16 protein-coding genes are annotated in these 15,816 nt (G+C 62.2%); 7 read left to right on the top strand and 9 right to left on the bottom strand.

The features are described 5' to 3' along the window. Positions 1-94 precede the first annotated feature (94 nt). The 3 genes from bcsZ to IB243_RS06655 all read left to right on the top strand — a co-directional run bounded on the left by bcsZ (position 95) and on the right by IB243_RS06655 (position 3,815). A complete protein-coding gene (gene bcsZ, locus IB243_RS06665; protein WP_225584779.1) occupies positions 95-1,261 on the top strand; it encodes a cellulose synthase complex periplasmic endoglucanase BcsZ in 1,167 nt (388 codons plus the stop codon). 78 nt (positions 1,262-1,339) lie between these two features. Further along, positions 1,340-2,572, top strand: a complete 1,233-nt coding sequence (locus IB243_RS06660; RefSeq protein WP_057226620.1) for a multidrug effflux MFS transporter — start codon at positions 1,340-1,342, stop codon at positions 2,570-2,572. Between the two features lie 112 nt (positions 2,573-2,684). Next, positions 2,685-3,815 carry an HD-GYP domain-containing protein gene (locus tag IB243_RS06655; protein WP_225584778.1) on the top strand — a complete coding sequence of 377 codons (1,131 nt, stop codon included), beginning with the start codon at positions 2,685-2,687 and terminating at the stop codon, positions 3,813-3,815. 60 nt (positions 3,816-3,875) lie between these two features. Here IB243_RS06655 and IB243_RS06650 read toward each other — a convergent pair whose 3' ends face one another. The 3 genes from IB243_RS06650 to orn form a co-directional block, all read right to left on the bottom strand. After that, the gene (locus IB243_RS06650; RefSeq protein ID WP_029414047.1) at positions 3,876-5,342 is read right to left on the bottom strand and encodes a diguanylate cyclase domain-containing protein; all 1,467 of its coding nucleotides are present in this window, start codon (positions 5,340-5,342) and stop codon (positions 3,876-3,878) included. Positions 5,343-5,483: 141 nt separating this feature from the next. After that, positions 5,484-7,358, bottom strand: coding sequence for a DEAD/DEAH box helicase (locus IB243_RS06645; protein WP_057226618.1), 1,875 nt, complete (start codon positions 7,356-7,358; stop codon positions 5,484-5,486). Between the two features lie 322 nt (positions 7,359-7,680). After that, positions 7,681-8,259, bottom strand: a complete 579-nt coding sequence (gene orn, locus IB243_RS06640) for an oligoribonuclease (protein WP_010463521.1) — start codon at positions 8,257-8,259, stop codon at positions 7,681-7,683. Positions 8,260-8,296: 37 nt separating this feature from the next. Here orn and IB243_RS06635 point away from each other — a divergent pair, with 37 nt between their 5' ends. Genes IB243_RS06635 through rsgA form a run of 3 tightly spaced genes read left to right on the top strand, consistent with a single transcriptional unit; the run spans position 8,297 to position 10,910 of the window. After that, positions 8,297-9,604 (top strand): M48 family metallopeptidase, encoded by a 1,308-nt coding sequence (locus tag IB243_RS06635; RefSeq protein ID WP_192425860.1) that lies wholly within the window; start codon positions 8,297-8,299, stop codon positions 9,602-9,604. Next, a complete protein-coding gene (locus tag IB243_RS06630) occupies positions 9,601-9,936 on the top strand; it encodes a 4a-hydroxytetrahydrobiopterin dehydratase (protein ID WP_010463517.1) in 336 nt (111 codons plus the stop codon). Before IB243_RS06635 ends, IB243_RS06630 begins: the two co-directional genes overlap by 4 nt. Positions 9,937-9,965: 29 nt before the next feature. Continuing rightward, positions 9,966-10,910 (top strand): ribosome small subunit-dependent GTPase A, encoded by a 945-nt coding sequence (gene rsgA, locus IB243_RS06625; protein ID WP_192425859.1) that lies wholly within the window; start codon positions 9,966-9,968, stop codon positions 10,908-10,910. Between the two features lie 128 nt (positions 10,911-11,038). Here rsgA and IB243_RS06620 read toward each other — a convergent pair whose 3' ends face one another. From IB243_RS06620 to rpsP, 6 genes are all read right to left on the bottom strand, one after another. Further along, a complete protein-coding gene (locus tag IB243_RS06620; RefSeq protein ID WP_010463513.1) occupies positions 11,039-12,025 on the bottom strand; it encodes a CobD/CbiB family protein in 987 nt (328 codons plus the stop codon). Positions 12,026-12,082: 57 nt separating this feature from the next. After that, a complete protein-coding gene (locus tag IB243_RS06615; protein WP_029414045.1) occupies positions 12,083-12,802 on the bottom strand; it encodes a CoA pyrophosphatase in 720 nt (239 codons plus the stop codon). Positions 12,803-12,886: 84 nt separating this feature from the next. After that, the gene (gene rplS, locus IB243_RS06610; RefSeq protein WP_057226615.1) at positions 12,887-13,276 is read right to left on the bottom strand and encodes a 50S ribosomal protein L19; all 390 of its coding nucleotides are present in this window, start codon (positions 13,274-13,276) and stop codon (positions 12,887-12,889) included. Between the two features lie 128 nt (positions 13,277-13,404). Beyond that, complete coding sequence (gene trmD / locus IB243_RS06605; protein ID WP_192425858.1) at positions 13,405-14,163, bottom strand: tRNA (guanosine(37)-N1)-methyltransferase TrmD; 759 nt, start codon at positions 14,161-14,163, stop codon at positions 13,405-13,407. 28 nt (positions 14,164-14,191) lie between these two features. After that, positions 14,192-14,761 (bottom strand): ribosome maturation factor RimM, encoded by a 570-nt coding sequence (gene rimM, locus IB243_RS06600; protein ID WP_192425857.1) that lies wholly within the window; start codon positions 14,759-14,761, stop codon positions 14,192-14,194. 74 nt (positions 14,762-14,835) lie between these two features. After that, complete coding sequence (rpsP, locus tag IB243_RS06595) at positions 14,836-15,087, bottom strand: 30S ribosomal protein S16 (RefSeq protein ID WP_010463504.1); 252 nt, start codon at positions 15,085-15,087, stop codon at positions 14,836-14,838. A gap of 144 nt (positions 15,088-15,231) precedes the next feature. Between rpsP and IB243_RS06590 the strand changes: the two genes are divergently transcribed. Beyond that, a complete protein-coding gene (locus IB243_RS06590) occupies positions 15,232-15,753 on the top strand; it encodes a GNAT family N-acetyltransferase (RefSeq protein WP_010463503.1) in 522 nt (173 codons plus the stop codon). Positions 15,754-15,816 lie beyond the last annotated feature (63 nt).

The following is a 15,816-nucleotide window of genomic DNA, read 5'->3' as shown; positions in this document are numbered from 1 at the left end:
GCTTTTTCAGCCAAACACCGTGCAGGCGCCGCCATTGGCAGAACCCAGGAAAAGGCCCACACCATTGCCCTCGAGAAACAAGAATTCTCCCAACATGACTGCATCGCTCTTACGGCGAACGGCCCTTCTCACAGGACTGGGTCTGATCGCACTCTGCGTGCTGCCACGCGCGCAGGCACAAACACGTGCGCCGGCCGGACTGGCCCGTGGAGGCAACTGGCCTGCTTGGGACGCCTTCAAGGCGCAATTCACCAGCGAAGAAGGCCGGGTCGTCTCGGACGATGGGGAAGGAGGGCGTACTTACTCTGAAGGCCAGGCCTACGGGCTTTTCTTTGCCCTGGTGGCCAATGATCGCAAGGGTTTCGATACCCTCCTGCGCTGGACCGAAAACAACCTGAGCGGCGGAGACCTGGGCGCACGTCTGCCTGCATGGCTGTGGGGGCGCCGGCCGGATGGCTCCTGGGGCATCCTCGACAGCAACGCGGCATCTGATGCAGACCTCTGGATTGCCTATGCTCTGGGCGAAGCCGCCCGTTTATGGAAAGCACCGCAATACCACGCGTTGGGAGTCCGCCTGGCTGCGCGGATCATTGCCGAGGAAACCGCAGACCTCCCAGGTCTGGGCCTGAGCCTGCTGCCAGCACCGCACGGTTTTGTAGAGGGCGAAGGCCGGTGGAAACTCAATCCCAGCTACTTACCCTTGCAGGTCATGCAGCGGCTGGCCACGCTCTACCCTCAGGCCGCCTGGAAACAACTGGCCCAAAGCTCCGAGAAAATCGTGGTGGGATCATCCCCCAAAGGCTATACCCCTGACTGGACCTTGTACGACGCACGGCAAGGTTTTCTCATTGACGAAAAAGGCAAAGAAAAGGGCCAAGGCACCTACAACGCCATTCGCGTTTACCTGTGGGCCGGCATGCTGAACCCTGCCGCCCCAGGCCGCAAGTCCTTGCTGGCTGCATTGGGCCCCATGGCAAGGTATGTTCGCGAGCAGGGCCACCCCCCTGAGTCCATTGATGTACTGACCGGGCAGGGCTCCGGCCCTGGGCCGGCGGGCTTCACGGCAGCCATGCTGCCTTTCCTGCAGGCGCAAGGGGAAAACACCGCACTGCAAGCACAGCGCAGCCGCCTGGCCGCAAGCCCCATTCGCCCCACGGCGTACTATGAGCAGACCCTCGCGCTGTTCGGCCTGGGCTGGATGGAAGGCTGGTTCCGATTTGCATCCGGGGGCCAACTGGTACCCCAAAAAACCAAGCCCTGAAGGCTCCTGTCACAACGGCCACCAGCCTCGGCCACACGCCTCCGCCATCTCTCGCCGCCGCACCCTATCCCCTCACCGATGAATCCCAACGCCCACACACTCTGGCGCGCCCCCCAATGGGCCCTGGCCGCCCTCCTGGCCGTGCTGGGCATGCTGGGCCCCTTCTCCATTGATACCTACATCCCGGCCTTCACAGGGATTGCCACCGCCCTGGGGGCCACCCCGGTGGAGATGCAGCAGACCCTGTCGGCGTATCTCTTTGGTTTTGCGTTCATGAACCTCTTCCACGGGGCACTCGCGGACAGCTTTGGTCGGCGGCCGGTTGTCTTGTGCGGGATTGCCATGTTCACGCTGGCCTCGGCAGGTTGTGCGCTTTCGCAAAGCATCGGCCAGCTCATAACGTTCAGGGCACTGCAGGGACTGTCCACCGGGGCGGGGATCGTGGTATCGCGTGCGGTCATCCGCGACATGTTTCCACCGGCGCGCGCGCAGCAGGTGATGAGCCAGGTCACGATTTACTTTGGCGTAGCCCCGGCCATCGCACCCATCGTGGGCGGCTGGTTGTTTGTGCATGCGGGCTGGCACAGCATCTTCTGGTTTCTGACCTTTGTGGGCGTTGCACTTTGGGTCGCGAACTTCAGGCTCCTGCCCGAAACACTGCAGGCCGAACATCGCCAGCCGTTCAACATTCCGCATCTGATGCGGGGGTACTGGCAGCTAGGGTCCAGCCCGCGTTTTGTTCTGCTGGCGCTCGCCAGCGGGGTTCCCTTCAACGGGATGTTTCTTTACGTGCTGGCAGCGCCCGCCTTCCTGGGCGAACACCTCGCGCTGGCCCCCACCCAGTTCTTCTGGTTCTTTTTACTAACCATTTCCGGCATCATGGGCGGTGCGTGGCTCAGCGGGCGTCTGGCCGGAAAGATCGCGCCAAAACGACAAATACGGCACGGCTTTGTGATCATGTTCACGGTAGCTGTCTTCAACCTTGGAGCAAACCTGCTCCTCCCGGCGCACGCGGCATGGTCACTTGCACCGATTGCCATCTTCGCGTTCGGCTGGGCACTGATGGTGCCTGTCGTGACCTTGCTGGTGTTGGACCTTCACCCCGAGCGCCGTGGCATGGCATCGTCCATGCAGGCGTTTGTGGGCTCTACCGCCAATGGTCTTGTTGCAGGCGTGCTGGTTCCACTGGTCATGCACTCGACCGTCTTGCTGGCCCTGGCGTCGCTGCTCATGATGTGCGTGGGCATGGCAGCATGGATCTATCTGCACCATCGCTGGCCGGATGTGGGCCGGATCGCCGCGCCCGATTGACCCGCATGTGTTGTGAACCACCATGCATGCTGCAACAATGGGGCTTCCCTCCCACTCCCGGCACAAGCGTGTGCACGCGAGAGAGGGAGGCTCCAGGTGCCTGAGGACAACCATGCAACTCTTGAAATTGGTTGAATCCAAAATACGGGTGGGAGTCCCGTTGCCCTGGAATGTGCGCAACCAGGACTGCACGCTGCTGCTGGCACGCGGACACGTGATCCGTAGCGATGCCCAGCTGGAAGCACTGCTGGAACGTGGCATGTTTGTCGATGTCGAAGAGTTCAAGGCGGTGGAGGCATTGGAGGCCCCGCCAGCCAAGCCGCTGGAAAGCCTCTATACCCGCTGGACACTCTCCATCGACGCGTTGGAAACAGCGCTGCCCCGACTTGGAGATACCTCCGATGGCCTCGACGCCATATGCGCGCTGGCCGATGAAATTCTGGAGCTTGCCGAAAAGGATGCCGATATCGGCTTGTTCATGGCAATTCGGCAGGATCAGGCCAAACATCTGCGCTACGGATACAGCCACGCGGTCTACACCGCGCTACTCAGCATATTGATCGCAGGACAGCTTGGATGGACCGCCGCGCGTGCACGGCTACTCACTCTGGCTGCGCTGACGATGAACGCAAGCATTGCCGAGCTGCAGGGGCAGATGGCGGCGCAAGACTACCCCGCCTTGGACCGGCAGCGCGCGCAAATCCGGGCGCATCCCGCACTCAGTGTCGCCATTCTGGAGAAAGCGGGCGTCACGGACACAGAATGGCTCACCACGGTGATGCAACACCACGAACAGACAGACGGCACAGGGTACCCACAAGCTATCTCATCGGTGAGCGACGCTGCTCAGGTACTGCGCATGGCGGACCTGTTCATGGCACGTATCAGCCCTCGGCAACTGCGGCAGCCGCTCTCGATCCAGGACGCCGCCCGGCTGATGTTCCGGGATGACAAGGGGGGGCCATTTTCCATTGCGATCATCAAGGTGCTGGGCATTTACCCTCCCGGCGATTTCGTGCAAATGGCATCTGGAGAAATGGGGGTGGTGATGCGCCGCGGCTCGGAAGCGCGCACCCCACTGGTCGCCGCTGTGACGGACTCACAAGGCAAGGGTGTCACCACCACGCTGCACCGTGATACCTCGCAGGCCGCCTATGCCATCACGGGCCCGGCCTCGGACCGCAGCTTGCTGGCCCGAGTGCCTCCCGAGCGGCTGTATGGCTATGCGGTGCACGCGGGCTGAGTTTTCAGCCATGCCCCACATTACATACCGCCTCAGCTTCGGTGCATCCGGTGGCGGCTTCTATGGGACTTGCCGCCTGTCCACACCCCTGTCCTGGTAGTACCGGATCTTTTCAGCATACATGGCCTGGTCGGCGCGATGGATGGTTGCCTCCACCATATCTCCCGACCGGCAGGAGGCCACGCCCATGGCCAGGCTGATCGGCTGGCCTGGATAGAACTGGTTGTTCAAATCGAGCATGGAGAGGATGCGATCCTGCAGCGCAAAGGCGCTGCGCTCGTCCATGCCCGGCAGCAACACCGTGAACTCATCTCCACCAATGCGTGCAGCGCAGGCAGGGGGGTCCACGGCCTTTGCCAGCACTTCGCCCACCCTGCGCAGCATGGAATCGCCCGCAGCATGGCCCTGCTCATCGTTCACGACCTTGAGTCCGTTCAGGTCAATCGCAATGATGGACAAAGGCCAGGGTCCCTTGCGGGTGACACGGTTGAGTTCTTCGGCATAAAAGGCCCGGTTGCGGAGCTGGGTCAAGACATCATGCTTGCCAAGGTATTCCAGGTACGCCTCCGCTTTCTTGCGCGCGGTAATGTCCACCAACGACAACAGCACCAAGCCCCAGTCCGCCAGGTGGTCTGCCAGCACCGAGAACTGCATGTGAATATGCACCGCATCACCCGACAACGCGTAGTTGACCACTTCGCGCTGCTGGAAGGTCTTGCCCTCCCACAGGTCCAGCAACTGGTCAGCGAAGGACTCGTGCATCTCGCCCCGAAATACCCGTCCGATGTTATTGAGGAGCATCTCCTTGCTAGAGGCGCCGAACATGCGCAGCGTCTGCTGGTTGACATCGATCACACGGATCTCCTGCATGCAGCGCGTGACGAATTCGGGATGCACCGTGATGAATGTCTTGAAGTCGTCAATGCCCTGCGCGCGAACGCCGTCGAGCAGGCTCTTCACGGCGCTGAAATCCTCGACCCACAGTGAGACCGGCGAATGCTCAAACAAATCCCGTGCATATTGTTCGCTGCGCCGAAGTTGGCGGGCCCCCCGTACCTGGGCGGTGATGTCTTCCAACGAGAGCAGAACTCGGCTCCAATCGGATTCGTACCCAGGCAGGATGCGTGCGCGGATCTGAACGTCAAGACGCCGGCCATCCAGCGCATAGTTGACGGTCTGGTTCGAGAACTCAAGCTGCCCGGACCACAGCGCCGCCAGTTCATGGGAGACCGCGTCGTGCATGTCATCCCTGAAAACCTTGTCCAGATTCGCTTCAAGTACCTGTTGGCTCTCGGCCGCAAACAGCTCCAGCGTGCGGCGATTGACTTTCATCACCTTCAGGGCAGCGCTGCATTGCCGTACCCGCGTGGGGTCCTGCGCAAGGTGGGCACGGAGATCGACGACCCCTGCAGCGCGCCAACTGTCAAAAAGCTGCTTCAGGGCGCTGTAGTCCTCCAGCCAAAGGGATACAGGCGCCAGCTCAAACATGTGCTCAAAGTCTGCACCGGAAGATAACGAAGACGACACTGCAGATTCCTCCCTGGGCAATTATTGTCGAGCTGCTCTCCATATTCTTGATCCAGGGTGCCCACAACAACAAAAAAGGCCAGCACCTTGCGGTACCAGCCTTTTAAAAACCACCTCGACAAGACGAGGCCAACGGACGAATCAGCGTGCCGGGCGTGCAGGACGCTTGCGGGCATCATGGGCCACAAAGGGCTTGCCGCCGCCACCGCCAGCGGGTTTGGCGAAGCTGGGCTTGCGGGGCGCAAAGTCACCGCGCGGCGCGCCCGCATCACCACGGGGGGCGAAACCGCCACGGCCTGCTGCGTCACCGAAGCCGGGCTTGCGGCCATAGCTGTCACCATCGCGGCGGGGGGCAAAACCCCGGTCATCGCGGGCACCAAAACCACCACCCTCACCGCCACGGGCGGGGGCTGCACGCTGGTTGTCGCGGCCGGCGAAACCGCCACCAAAACCACCACCGAATCCGCCACGGTCATTGCCACCACGGGCCGGTCCGCCAAACTTGCGATCACGGCTGTCGCGGTCATAACCGCCACTGGGGCGACCACGGCCTGCAAAGTCACCACCACCGCGGGGTGCCTGGGGGGCACGTTGCGACGGTTCCATGCCTGGAATCACTTCGGCCTTGAACTGCTGGCGGCTGTACGACTCAATGTCGTAGATCTTGCGGCGATCGCGGAACTCGGCAAACGTGATGGCCAGGCCATCGCGGCCCGCACGGCCTGTACGGCCAATGCGGTGGGTGTAGTCCTCGGCCTTCATGGGCAGGCCAAAGTTGAACACGTGGGTGATCGTGGGCACATCGATGCCGCGTGCAGCCACATCGGTCGCCACCAGAATCTGCACCTGACCAGCGCGCAGTGCCATCAAACGGCGATTGCGCAGACCCTGGCTCAGGGCGCCATGCAGTGCCACGGCCGAGAAGCCTTCCTGCTGCAGGTCATTGGCCAGTCCGTCACATTCCACCTGGGTACTGGCAAAAACGATGGCCTGGTTGATCGTGGTGTCACGCAGCCAGTGGTCCAGCATCTTGCGCTTGTGTTGGGCGTTGTCGGCCCAGTACAGCATCTGCTTGATGTTGGCATGCTTCTCTTGCGGAGAGTCGATGGTGACCTTCTGCACAGACGAACCACCGTCGTGCATCACGCGCATGGCGAGTTGCTGGATACGGGGTGCGAACGTGGCGCTGAACATCATGGTCTGCTTGCGCTGGGCAGTCAGCTGGTTCAGTTCGGCCAGATCGTCCGAGAAGCCCAGGTCGAGCATGCGGTCGGCTTCGTCCACAACCAGGAACTGCACCTTGTCGAGCTTGATCTGCATCGAGCGCTGCAGATCCAGCAGGCGGCCAGGAGTGGCCACCACCAAGTCGGCGTTCTGCAGCTTGGCGATCTGCAACTGATAAGGCATGCCGCCCACCACGTTGGCCACGCGCAGGCCACGGCAATGCTTGACGAGGTCGATGGCGTCATGCGCCACCTGCTGCGCCAGTTCACGCGTGGGGCACAGGATCAGGGCGCCAGGGGTGGCAGCCTTGAAATTGCGCGAGCTGGTGGGGTCCTTGCGCTTGGCGCGCTTGGGAGCGGGTTCGCCACGCTCGGCGGCTTCGGCCACGGAGCGCTCGAAAGCAGCACGTTCTTCGGCCTCGGCAGCGGCTTGCTGGTTGATCAGCGTGTGCAGCACGGGCAACAGGAAGGCAGCAGTCTTGCCGGAGCCGGTCTGGCTGGAGACCATCAGGTCGATGAACTTGGTGGCATCGTTACCGCCGCCCATGGCCAGGGGAATGGCCTTGAGCTGCACGCTGGTGGGCTGGGTATAGCCCAGGTCAGCCACGGCCTGCACGAGTTCAGGGGCCAGACCCAGCTCGATGAAGCCATTGGGTTCGGCGGTCACGGCGACATCGGCTTCAATAGCAGATGCCACCACGGCGTCCAGAGGGGAAGACTGCACGGAAACGTCGGCAGCAAAGGAAGTATCGGCAGGCGCGAATTCGCCCTGCACCAAAGAGGTGTCGGTCATGATTTTTCTCTCACGAAGACGATCGCAAGCGTAGCCTGCGAGTGGCTTCGTCAATGGTTAAAAAACATCAACCATCAAACGAAACCTGCATTGCTCTGGGCGGATGCTGGTGGGCGTTGTTCGCTAGTCCTGCACTGCGTTGAAAGCAGTCGGCTGGCAAGCCCGGTGTGTGAGGGGAGATGCACAATCTGCGAGGAATGGATTCCTGCGCAGCCGCTGATTATGGCATGAATAGGGTTTTCCCCGCAACCCCTCTTCTATTTTTGAGGTATTTCATCGGTCCCTTACAAAAAGCGCGCTCCACAGCACGCCCCGGGTTCAATCAGACCGACAGCAGGTGCTTGCGGTAATGTGCCAGCTCTTCAATCGATTCATGCACATCGGCCAAGGCCGTGTGCTTCTGCGCCTTCTTGAAGCTGGTGTAGGCCTCAGGTTTCCACCGCTTTGCCAGTTCCTTGAGGGTGCTCACATCCACGTTGCGGTAGTGAAAGAAGCGCTCGAGCTTGGGCATATAGCGCACCAGAAAGCGCCGGTCCTGGCCGATGCTGTTACCGCACATAGGCGCCGTACCCTTGGGCACGTACTGACTCAGAAAGGCGATGATCTGCTGCTCAGCTTCCTCCTCCGTCACGGTCGAGGCTTTCACCTTGTCGATCAGGCCACTGCGGCCATGGGTGCCTTTGTTCCAGGCATCCATCTTGTTGAGCAGCTCATCGGGCTGGTGAATCGCAAACACAGGCCCCTCGATGCGGGGTTCGAGGCTCGGGCCCGTCACAATGACGGCAATTTCCAGCAGGCGGTCGGTATCGGGCTCCAGGCCGGTCATTTCGCAGTCCAGCCAGACCAGGTTCTGGTCGGATTTGGCAAGTGCGTGAGGGGTGGGGTTGTTGGCTTCTGACATGGCGCGCATTGTCGCCGATGGCCTAAACTCGCCGCTCATGCCCACTTCCGACGTTTTCTCTCCCGACATGGCGTTGACGCTAGCGTTTGCCATTGCGCTCTCTCTGGGCCTTGTGCTCAAGTTCTGGCTCGCTACGCGCCAGATCCGGCATGTCGCGCGGCACCGCAGCGCAGTTCCCACCCCATTTGCAGAACGCATCGCGCTGGCGGCGCACCAGAAAGCCGCAGACTACACGATCACGAAGGCGCGCCTGGGCTTGCTGGAAATGGCACTGGGCGCGGCCGTGCTGCTGGGCTGGACGCTGCTGGGCGGGCTGGACGCGCTGAACCAGGCCCTGCTCAACGCCCTGGGCGGCGGAATGTGGCAGCAGTTGGCGCTGCTGACTGCCTTTGCCACCATCAGCGGACTCATCGACCTGCCGCTGTCGCTCTACCAGACCTGCGTCGTGGAAGAGCGCTTTGGTTTCAACAAGATGACCTGGCGCCTTTGGGTTGCCGATGCGCTCAAGGGCCTGCTGGTCGGCGCACTCATCGGTCTGCCTATCGCGGCGCTGATCCTGTGGATCATGGGGGCGACCGGTCCGCTGTGGTGGCTGTGGGCCTGGTGCTTCTGGATGGGTTTCAACCTGCTGCTGATGGTGGTCTATCCGACCTTCATTGCTCCGCTGTTCAACAAGTTCCAGCCCCTCGAAGACGAATCGCTCAAGGCCCGGGTCACGGCGCTCATGCAGCGCTGCGGCTTCTCGGCCAAGGGCCTGTTCGTGATGGACGGCAGCCGCCGCAGCGCGCATGCCAATGCGTACTTCACCGGCTTTGGCGCCGCCAAGCGCGTGGTGTTCTACGACACCCTGCTGCGCCAGTTGGCCCCAGGCGAGGTCGAGGCGGTCCTTGCCCATGAGCTCGGGCATTTCAAGCACCGCCATATCATCCAGCGCATCGTGACCCTGTTCGCCATGAGCCTGGCAGGCTTTGCACTGCTGGGCTGGCTGTCCAACCAGGTGTGGTTCTACACCGGCCTGGGCGTGCGGCCCAGCATCTCGCTGGACCCCGCCATGGCCGCGGCCCCCAACGATGCGTTGGCCCTGCTGCTTTTCATGCTGGTGGTGCCGGTCTTCACATTTTTCATCTCGCCACTGTTCTCCCAGCTTTCGCGACGCCACGAATTCCAGGCAGACGCTTATGCCGTGGCCCAGGCCAGCGGCGCCGACCTGTCTTCCGCCCTGCTCAAGCTGTACGAAGATAATGCCTCCACGCTCACACCCGACCCGGTGTACGTGAAGTTCTACTACTCGCATCCACCCGCCACCGAGCGGCTGGCGCGCATGCATACCCCCTCCCTCCCATGACTACCATGTTGAAGAAAAAAGACTGGTCAACGCTGACACGCCGTGCGCTGACAGCTACTGAAGTTGTAGCAAACCTGGCCAAACTCGAAGGCTGGAGCCTGACCGGCGATGGCGCCGATGTGGCCATCGAGAAGACCTACCAGTTCGCCAACTACTACGAGACCATCTCGTTCGTGAACGCCCTGGCCTTCATCGCCAATGCCCAGGACCACCACCCCGACCTGTCGGTGCACTACAGCCGTTGCGTGGTGCGCCTGAACACACACGATGTGCATGGCATTTCGTCCACGGACTTTGAGTGCGCGACGCAGTTCGACGCCCTGGTGGCGTGACCCCATGACCCTGCGCACGCCCCCTTCCCATGGCTGAACGCAGCGCGCTTATGGATGGCACCGTGGTGGCCAGCCATGGGCGCCACTGCATGGTGGAAACCCCCGACGGCGTACGCCGCATCTGCCATCCTCGTGGCAAGAAGAGCCAGGCGGTGGTGGGCGACCATGTGCTGTGGCAGGCACCACCACCCGGCCAAGGCGACGAGGGCACCATCGAGAAGGTCAAGGAGCGGCGCAACCTCTTTTACCGCCAGGACGAAATCCGCACAAAGTCATTTGCCGCCAACCTCGACCAGGTGCTCATCCTGATCGCAGCAGAGCCGGTGTTCTCGGAAAGCCAGCTCGCCCGCGCCCTGATTGCCGCCGAGGCCGAAGGCATCAAGCCCATCATTGCACTCAACAAGAGTGATCTGGTCGAGCCCTTCGCCCGCGCCTGGGAACGTTTGTTGCCCTACCGACACATGGGTGCGGGCAAGCACTATGGCGTGCTGCCGCTGTCGCTCGCGCTCTCCAGCGAAGTGGACCGCGCGCTCCTGATGGAGCACCTTGAGGGCAAGACCACGCTGGTGCTGGGCCCCTCGGGATCCGGCAAAAGCACCCTCATCAATCTACTGGTGCCAGGTGCTACCGTGCTGACCGGCGAAATCTCGCAGGCGCTGAACTCGGGCAAACACACCACCACCAGCACCCACTGGTACTGGATGGACAAGGCCCGCACCACCGCCCTCATCGATTCACCGGGCTTTCAGGAGTTTGGCCTGCACCACATTGCCCCCATGCAACTGGCTGCCTGCATGCCCGACATTGCAGCACATGCGACAGCCTGCAAGTTCTACAACTGCACCCACCTGCATGAACCAGGCTGTGGTGTGCTGGATGCGGTCAAGTCAGGCCCTGGCGCTGGTGGTATCAGCGCAATACGCTATAAAATTTATAGTGATTTGTTTGAAGAACTGAGCCACACCCGGTATTGAACCGGACGCGGCCAACATCATTGGCGCATTCGCACCAGCGCATCCAGTGGAACTGGCTTTGCCAGGCCATCGGGTGCATCCCCGTCTGAGGGAAGGCGCCGAAGGCGACTCAAGGGGGCTTCTAGCCTCTATCCCAGCAAACGCGCCAGCGTGAGCAGCGCCAGCAGCAGCATCCACACCACCACCGAGCGCCACACCAGCCCCACCACGCTGCGCAGGTGGCCCACCTCAGGCTCGCGGCCCGGAGTGGAATCGCTGTCACCCATGTCGGCATCAATCTCCAGGCCCTGCGGCGTGTGCAATTCGGTGCGTGCCTTGAGCGCCTCGCCACCCAGACGCACATTGATGGCACCCGCCGTGGCAGCCAGCACCACACCATCATTGTCATTGGGGAAACGCTGCGCATGAAACCGCCAGCCCTCAATGGCTTCTTCAAAGCTGCCCACCACGGCAAAGCTCAGCGCCGTAAGACGGGCCGGCAGCCAGTCGATAGCCGTCCATGCCTGGGCAGAGGCTTGCTGCAACGAGGCACTGGCAGGCTGGGCACCCGCGCGTTGCTTGTAATGCCAGTAACGCGATACAAACTCGGCCAACCGGTACAGCACGGCACCTGTGGGCCCCAGGCCCAGAGCTGCCAGCACGGAGAACCATGCCAGCACGCCGAACACATGCCGGTGGGCTGCCAGCACCGAATACTCGATCACATGGCGCACGATCTCGCTGCGCGGCAGCGCTCCCACATCCACCTGCTGCCAGTGGGCCAGGCGCTCGCGGGCAGCATCTTCATCGCCCTCCTCCAGCGCATCGCGGATGCCAGTGAAGTGGTGGCTGAACTGCCGAAACCCAAGCGTGATGTACAGCACTGCGACGCTCCACAGCACCGCAAAGGGCCACCCCAGTCCCCAGAGCAGAAGCCAGTGGATGGCCAGGGTCACCAGGGCCGGGACCAGCACCGCAAGGCTCCAGGCCACCCAGCCGTGGTGTGGTTTGCCCGCATCAAAATTGCGGCTCACGGACAGCGCCCACGCACGCAGACCTGCATGGATGGGATTGCTGCGTGCCAGCGGGCGGGCCTGCTCGATCAGCAGAGCGAACAGGATGGCGAAGAAACTCATGGAGGGCAATGATACTGGTGCTTTACCCCCATGCACCCCATCGCACGCGAGCCCGGCTTACGCCTGCATAAAACGGTAGAAATTGCGCAGCATGCCCGCCGTGGCGCCCCAGATGTAGTGATTCTTGCCACCGTCCTGGTAGGGCATCGAGAACCACTCGCGGTGTACACCATCCCGGTCGAAGACATGGCGCTGGTGGTTGGCAGGGTTGAGCAAAAAAGCAAGCGGCACCTCGAAGAGATCTGCCACCTCATAGGGATTGGGCTGGAGCACGCAGTCCGGCTGCACAAGCGCCACCACCGGCGTGATGATGAACGACGAGCCCGTGACATAGATCGGCAACGTGCCCAGCACCTCGACAAAATCCCGCGCAAGCCCCACCTCTTCCTGAGCCTCGCGCAGGGCCGTGTCGGCGGGCGTGGCATCCCCAGGGTCGGCCCGTCCACCCGGGAAAGCCACCTGCCCCGAATGGGTGGACAGGTGGGCCGTGCGTTCGGTCAATAGCACCATGGGTTGCTCGCGCAGCACGATGGCGATCAGGACTGACGCATGGGCCGGCTCGCGGTTCATGAACTTTTTTTCCAGCAGTACCTCGGGCTCCCACTGCGGCGGGTGCACAAAACGCGCCCGCAGTGCTTCGGGAGTCTGTGCTTGTGCAGGCACTGCAGGCAGGTGCGCATCCACCCCCGCCACCGGGACGAGGCGGGGATCAAAGTCGGGCAGGCTCGACAAAGGAGCGATGGCCGAGGAGACAACAGGACTGGAAGAAGGGTTCACAAAAAGGCCGAGGCCGAGAAAGCCAAAAAACAAAAAGCCGCTACAGGCAGATGCTGTAGCGGCTTGTCAGGTTGAGCCTGCGCCTTATGCGGCGGTGGCTGCTGCAACCTTGTTGGCACGCGCAGGCAGCTTTTCCTTGATACGTGCCGACTTGCCGCTGCGGTCACGCAGGTAGTACAGCTTGGCACGGCGCACGTCACCACGGCGCTTGACTTCGATGCTGGCGATCAGCGGGCTGTAGGTCTGGAACGTACGCTCCACGCCTTCGCCGCTGGAGATCTTGCGCACGGTGAAGCCGCTGTTCAGGCCACGATTGCGCTTGGCAATCACCACGCCTTCGTAAGCCTGCACGCGCTTGCGGGTACCTTCCACCACGTTCACGCTCACGATGACGGTGTCACCGGGGGCGAATTCGGGGATGGTCTTGTTCAAGCGGGCGATTTCTTCCGCTTCCAGGGTCTGAATCAGGTTCATGTTTGATATCCAACGATCTTGTCCGCGCCAAAAATGGCTGCGTCGGGATTGACGTCTCAGTGTTTTGCGGGAGAACTCCCTGTCAAAACGGCCGGCCAGAGGATCGAAAAGCCCTTGATTATAGCAATTCAGGCAAGCTTGGCCAATACGGCTTCATCGGCGGAGCCGAGATGCCCTGCTTTGCGCGCTGCCTCGATGAGGTCAGGCCGGTGCCGGGCCGTGGTGGCCAAGCGCTGGTCACGCCGCCAACGCTCGATCTGCGCATGGTGGCCGGACATCAGTGCGGCAGGCACCTGCTGGCCCGCCCACTCTTCGGGGCGCGTGTAGTGCGGACAGTCGAGCAGACCATCGAGCGCCGGGTTGAAGCTGTCGAGCTGGTGGCTGCCCTCGTCATTGAGCACGCCGGGCTGCAAGCGCGCCACGGCGTCCAGCAAGGCCATGGCGGCAATTTCGCCACCAGACAGTACAAAATCCCCCAGACTCATCTGCAGATCGACATGGGCATCGATAAAACGCTGGTCAATGCCTTCATAGCGCCCGCACAGAAGGATGGCACCGGCACTCGCAGACCAGCGCTCCACGGCAGCATGGTTCAGCGTCTCGCCAATGGGCGAAAAAAGGACCAGCGGCACCTGGTTGCCCTCGGCCTCGCCACGCTCGACCCGGATGGCCGCAAGGCACCGTGCCAGGGGCTCGGCCAGCATCACCATTCCAGGCCCACCGCCAAAAGGCCTGTCGTCGACACGGCGGTAATTGCCATCGGCGTAGTCACGCGGGTTCCACAGGCGCACATCGACTTGACCGCTGGCATACGCGCGGCGGGTCACACCGCTGGCCAGGAACGGCGCAAACAGCTCGGGAAACAGGGTGAGAATGTCAAAGCGCATGGTGCGCGGCGCGGTCAGTGCGTGCCGATCAGTAGTCGGGTTGCCAGTCCACGGTGATGCGTTTTTCGGCCAAGTCCACCTTGTCGACAAAGGCAGAGACAAAAGGAATCATGCGCTCCTGCGCCTTGCCGTCCTGTTCGTAGGCCAGCACCAGCACGGTCTGGGGGCCAGTGGACATCAGCTCCTGCACCTGCCCCAGCGCCACGCCTTCGCGGTTGACGACCTCAAGACCAATCAGATCGACCCAGTAGTACTCATCTTCTGTGGTGGACGGAAAGCTGGAGCGTGGCACAAAGATGCGCGCGCCGCGGAGGGCTTCGGCCGCGTCGCGGTCATCAATGCCCTGGGCCCAGGCGACCACGGTGTCCGAATGGTCCTTGGCTTGGCGGATGGACAACAACACGGTGCCAGCAAACTTCTTGGCGCCGCGCTCCGAGGGCTGCAGGTACCAGCGCTTCGACGAAAACAGCGCCTCGGGACTGCTGCTGTGCGACAGCACCTTGAACCAGCCCTTGACGCCCCAGGCATCGGCAATGCGCCCCACTTCAATAGCATCGGCGGGCAGCTCTGCGGGTTCGAGGGTCAGGTTGGTGGCCATGGCGGTGATTCCAGAATAGGAAAAGGGCGGGTTTCGTCAGGAATACCGACGAAACCCGCCCTTTTCAGGGAGCTTTAAGCAGCCTTCTTGGCGGCTTGCTTGATCAGGCGGTCCACGGTGGGCGAGGACTGGGCGCCCACGCTCTGCCAATAGGTCAGACGGTCTTGCACGATGCGCAGGCCTTCTTCGGTTTCCTTGGCGGTGGGGTTGTAGAAGCCGATGCGCTCGATGAAGCGGCCATCGCGGCGCACGCGCTTGTCAGCAACGACGATATTGAAGAAAGGACGGCCCTTGGAGCCGCCGCGAGAGAGTCGAATGACGACCATGATTTATCCTTCGGGTGGTGAACTCCGGCAACATTTGCCTTGAGCCACAGTGTTCGCAACCATATTCGCAACGCTTGAGACACGCGACATGGCCACCCGGCCAGCGACACGCTGCAAAGCCCGCGATTATATCCATTTCCTCCAATGCCTACCATCCGCCCCAGCACCGACAGCGATATTCCGGCCATCACGGCCATTTACCAACACCACGTGCTCCACGGCACGGGCACGTTCGAGATCGACCCCCCATCGGAGGCCGACATGACAGGCCGCCGCGCCGATGTGCTGGCACGTGGCCTGCCCTGGCTGGTGGCCGAGCAAGACGGCCAGGTGCTCGGCTATGCCTATGCCAACTGGTTCAAGCCACGCCCGGCCTACCGCTTCTCGGCAGAGGATTCGATCTACGTCGCCGACAGCGCCCGTGGCATGGGCCTGGGCCGCACGCTGCTGGCCGAGCTGGCGACGCAGGCCGAAGCGGCTGGTGTGCGCAAACTGCTGGCCGTCATTGGCGATTCGGCCAACGCGGGATCGATCGGCGTGCACCGGGCACTGGGTTTTACCGATGTGGGCGTGATGCGTTCGGTGGGCTGGAAGTTCGGCGCCTGGCGCGACATCGTGCTCATGGAAAAAACCCTGGGCGCGGGCGATACCACTTCGCCTGAATGAAAACAGCCGCCATGCGCCCCAGCGGCGCGGGTTGCCCCCTCCAAAGGAGACCACTTGTTCATC

Source organism: Acidovorax sp. ACV01, assembly GCF_014851495.1.
GTDB lineage: Bacteria > Pseudomonadota > Gammaproteobacteria > Burkholderiales > Burkholderiaceae_C > Acidovorax > Acidovorax radicis.
Note: the sequence above shows the minus strand (reverse complement) of the source record. Positions and strands in the feature narration are given on the sequence as shown.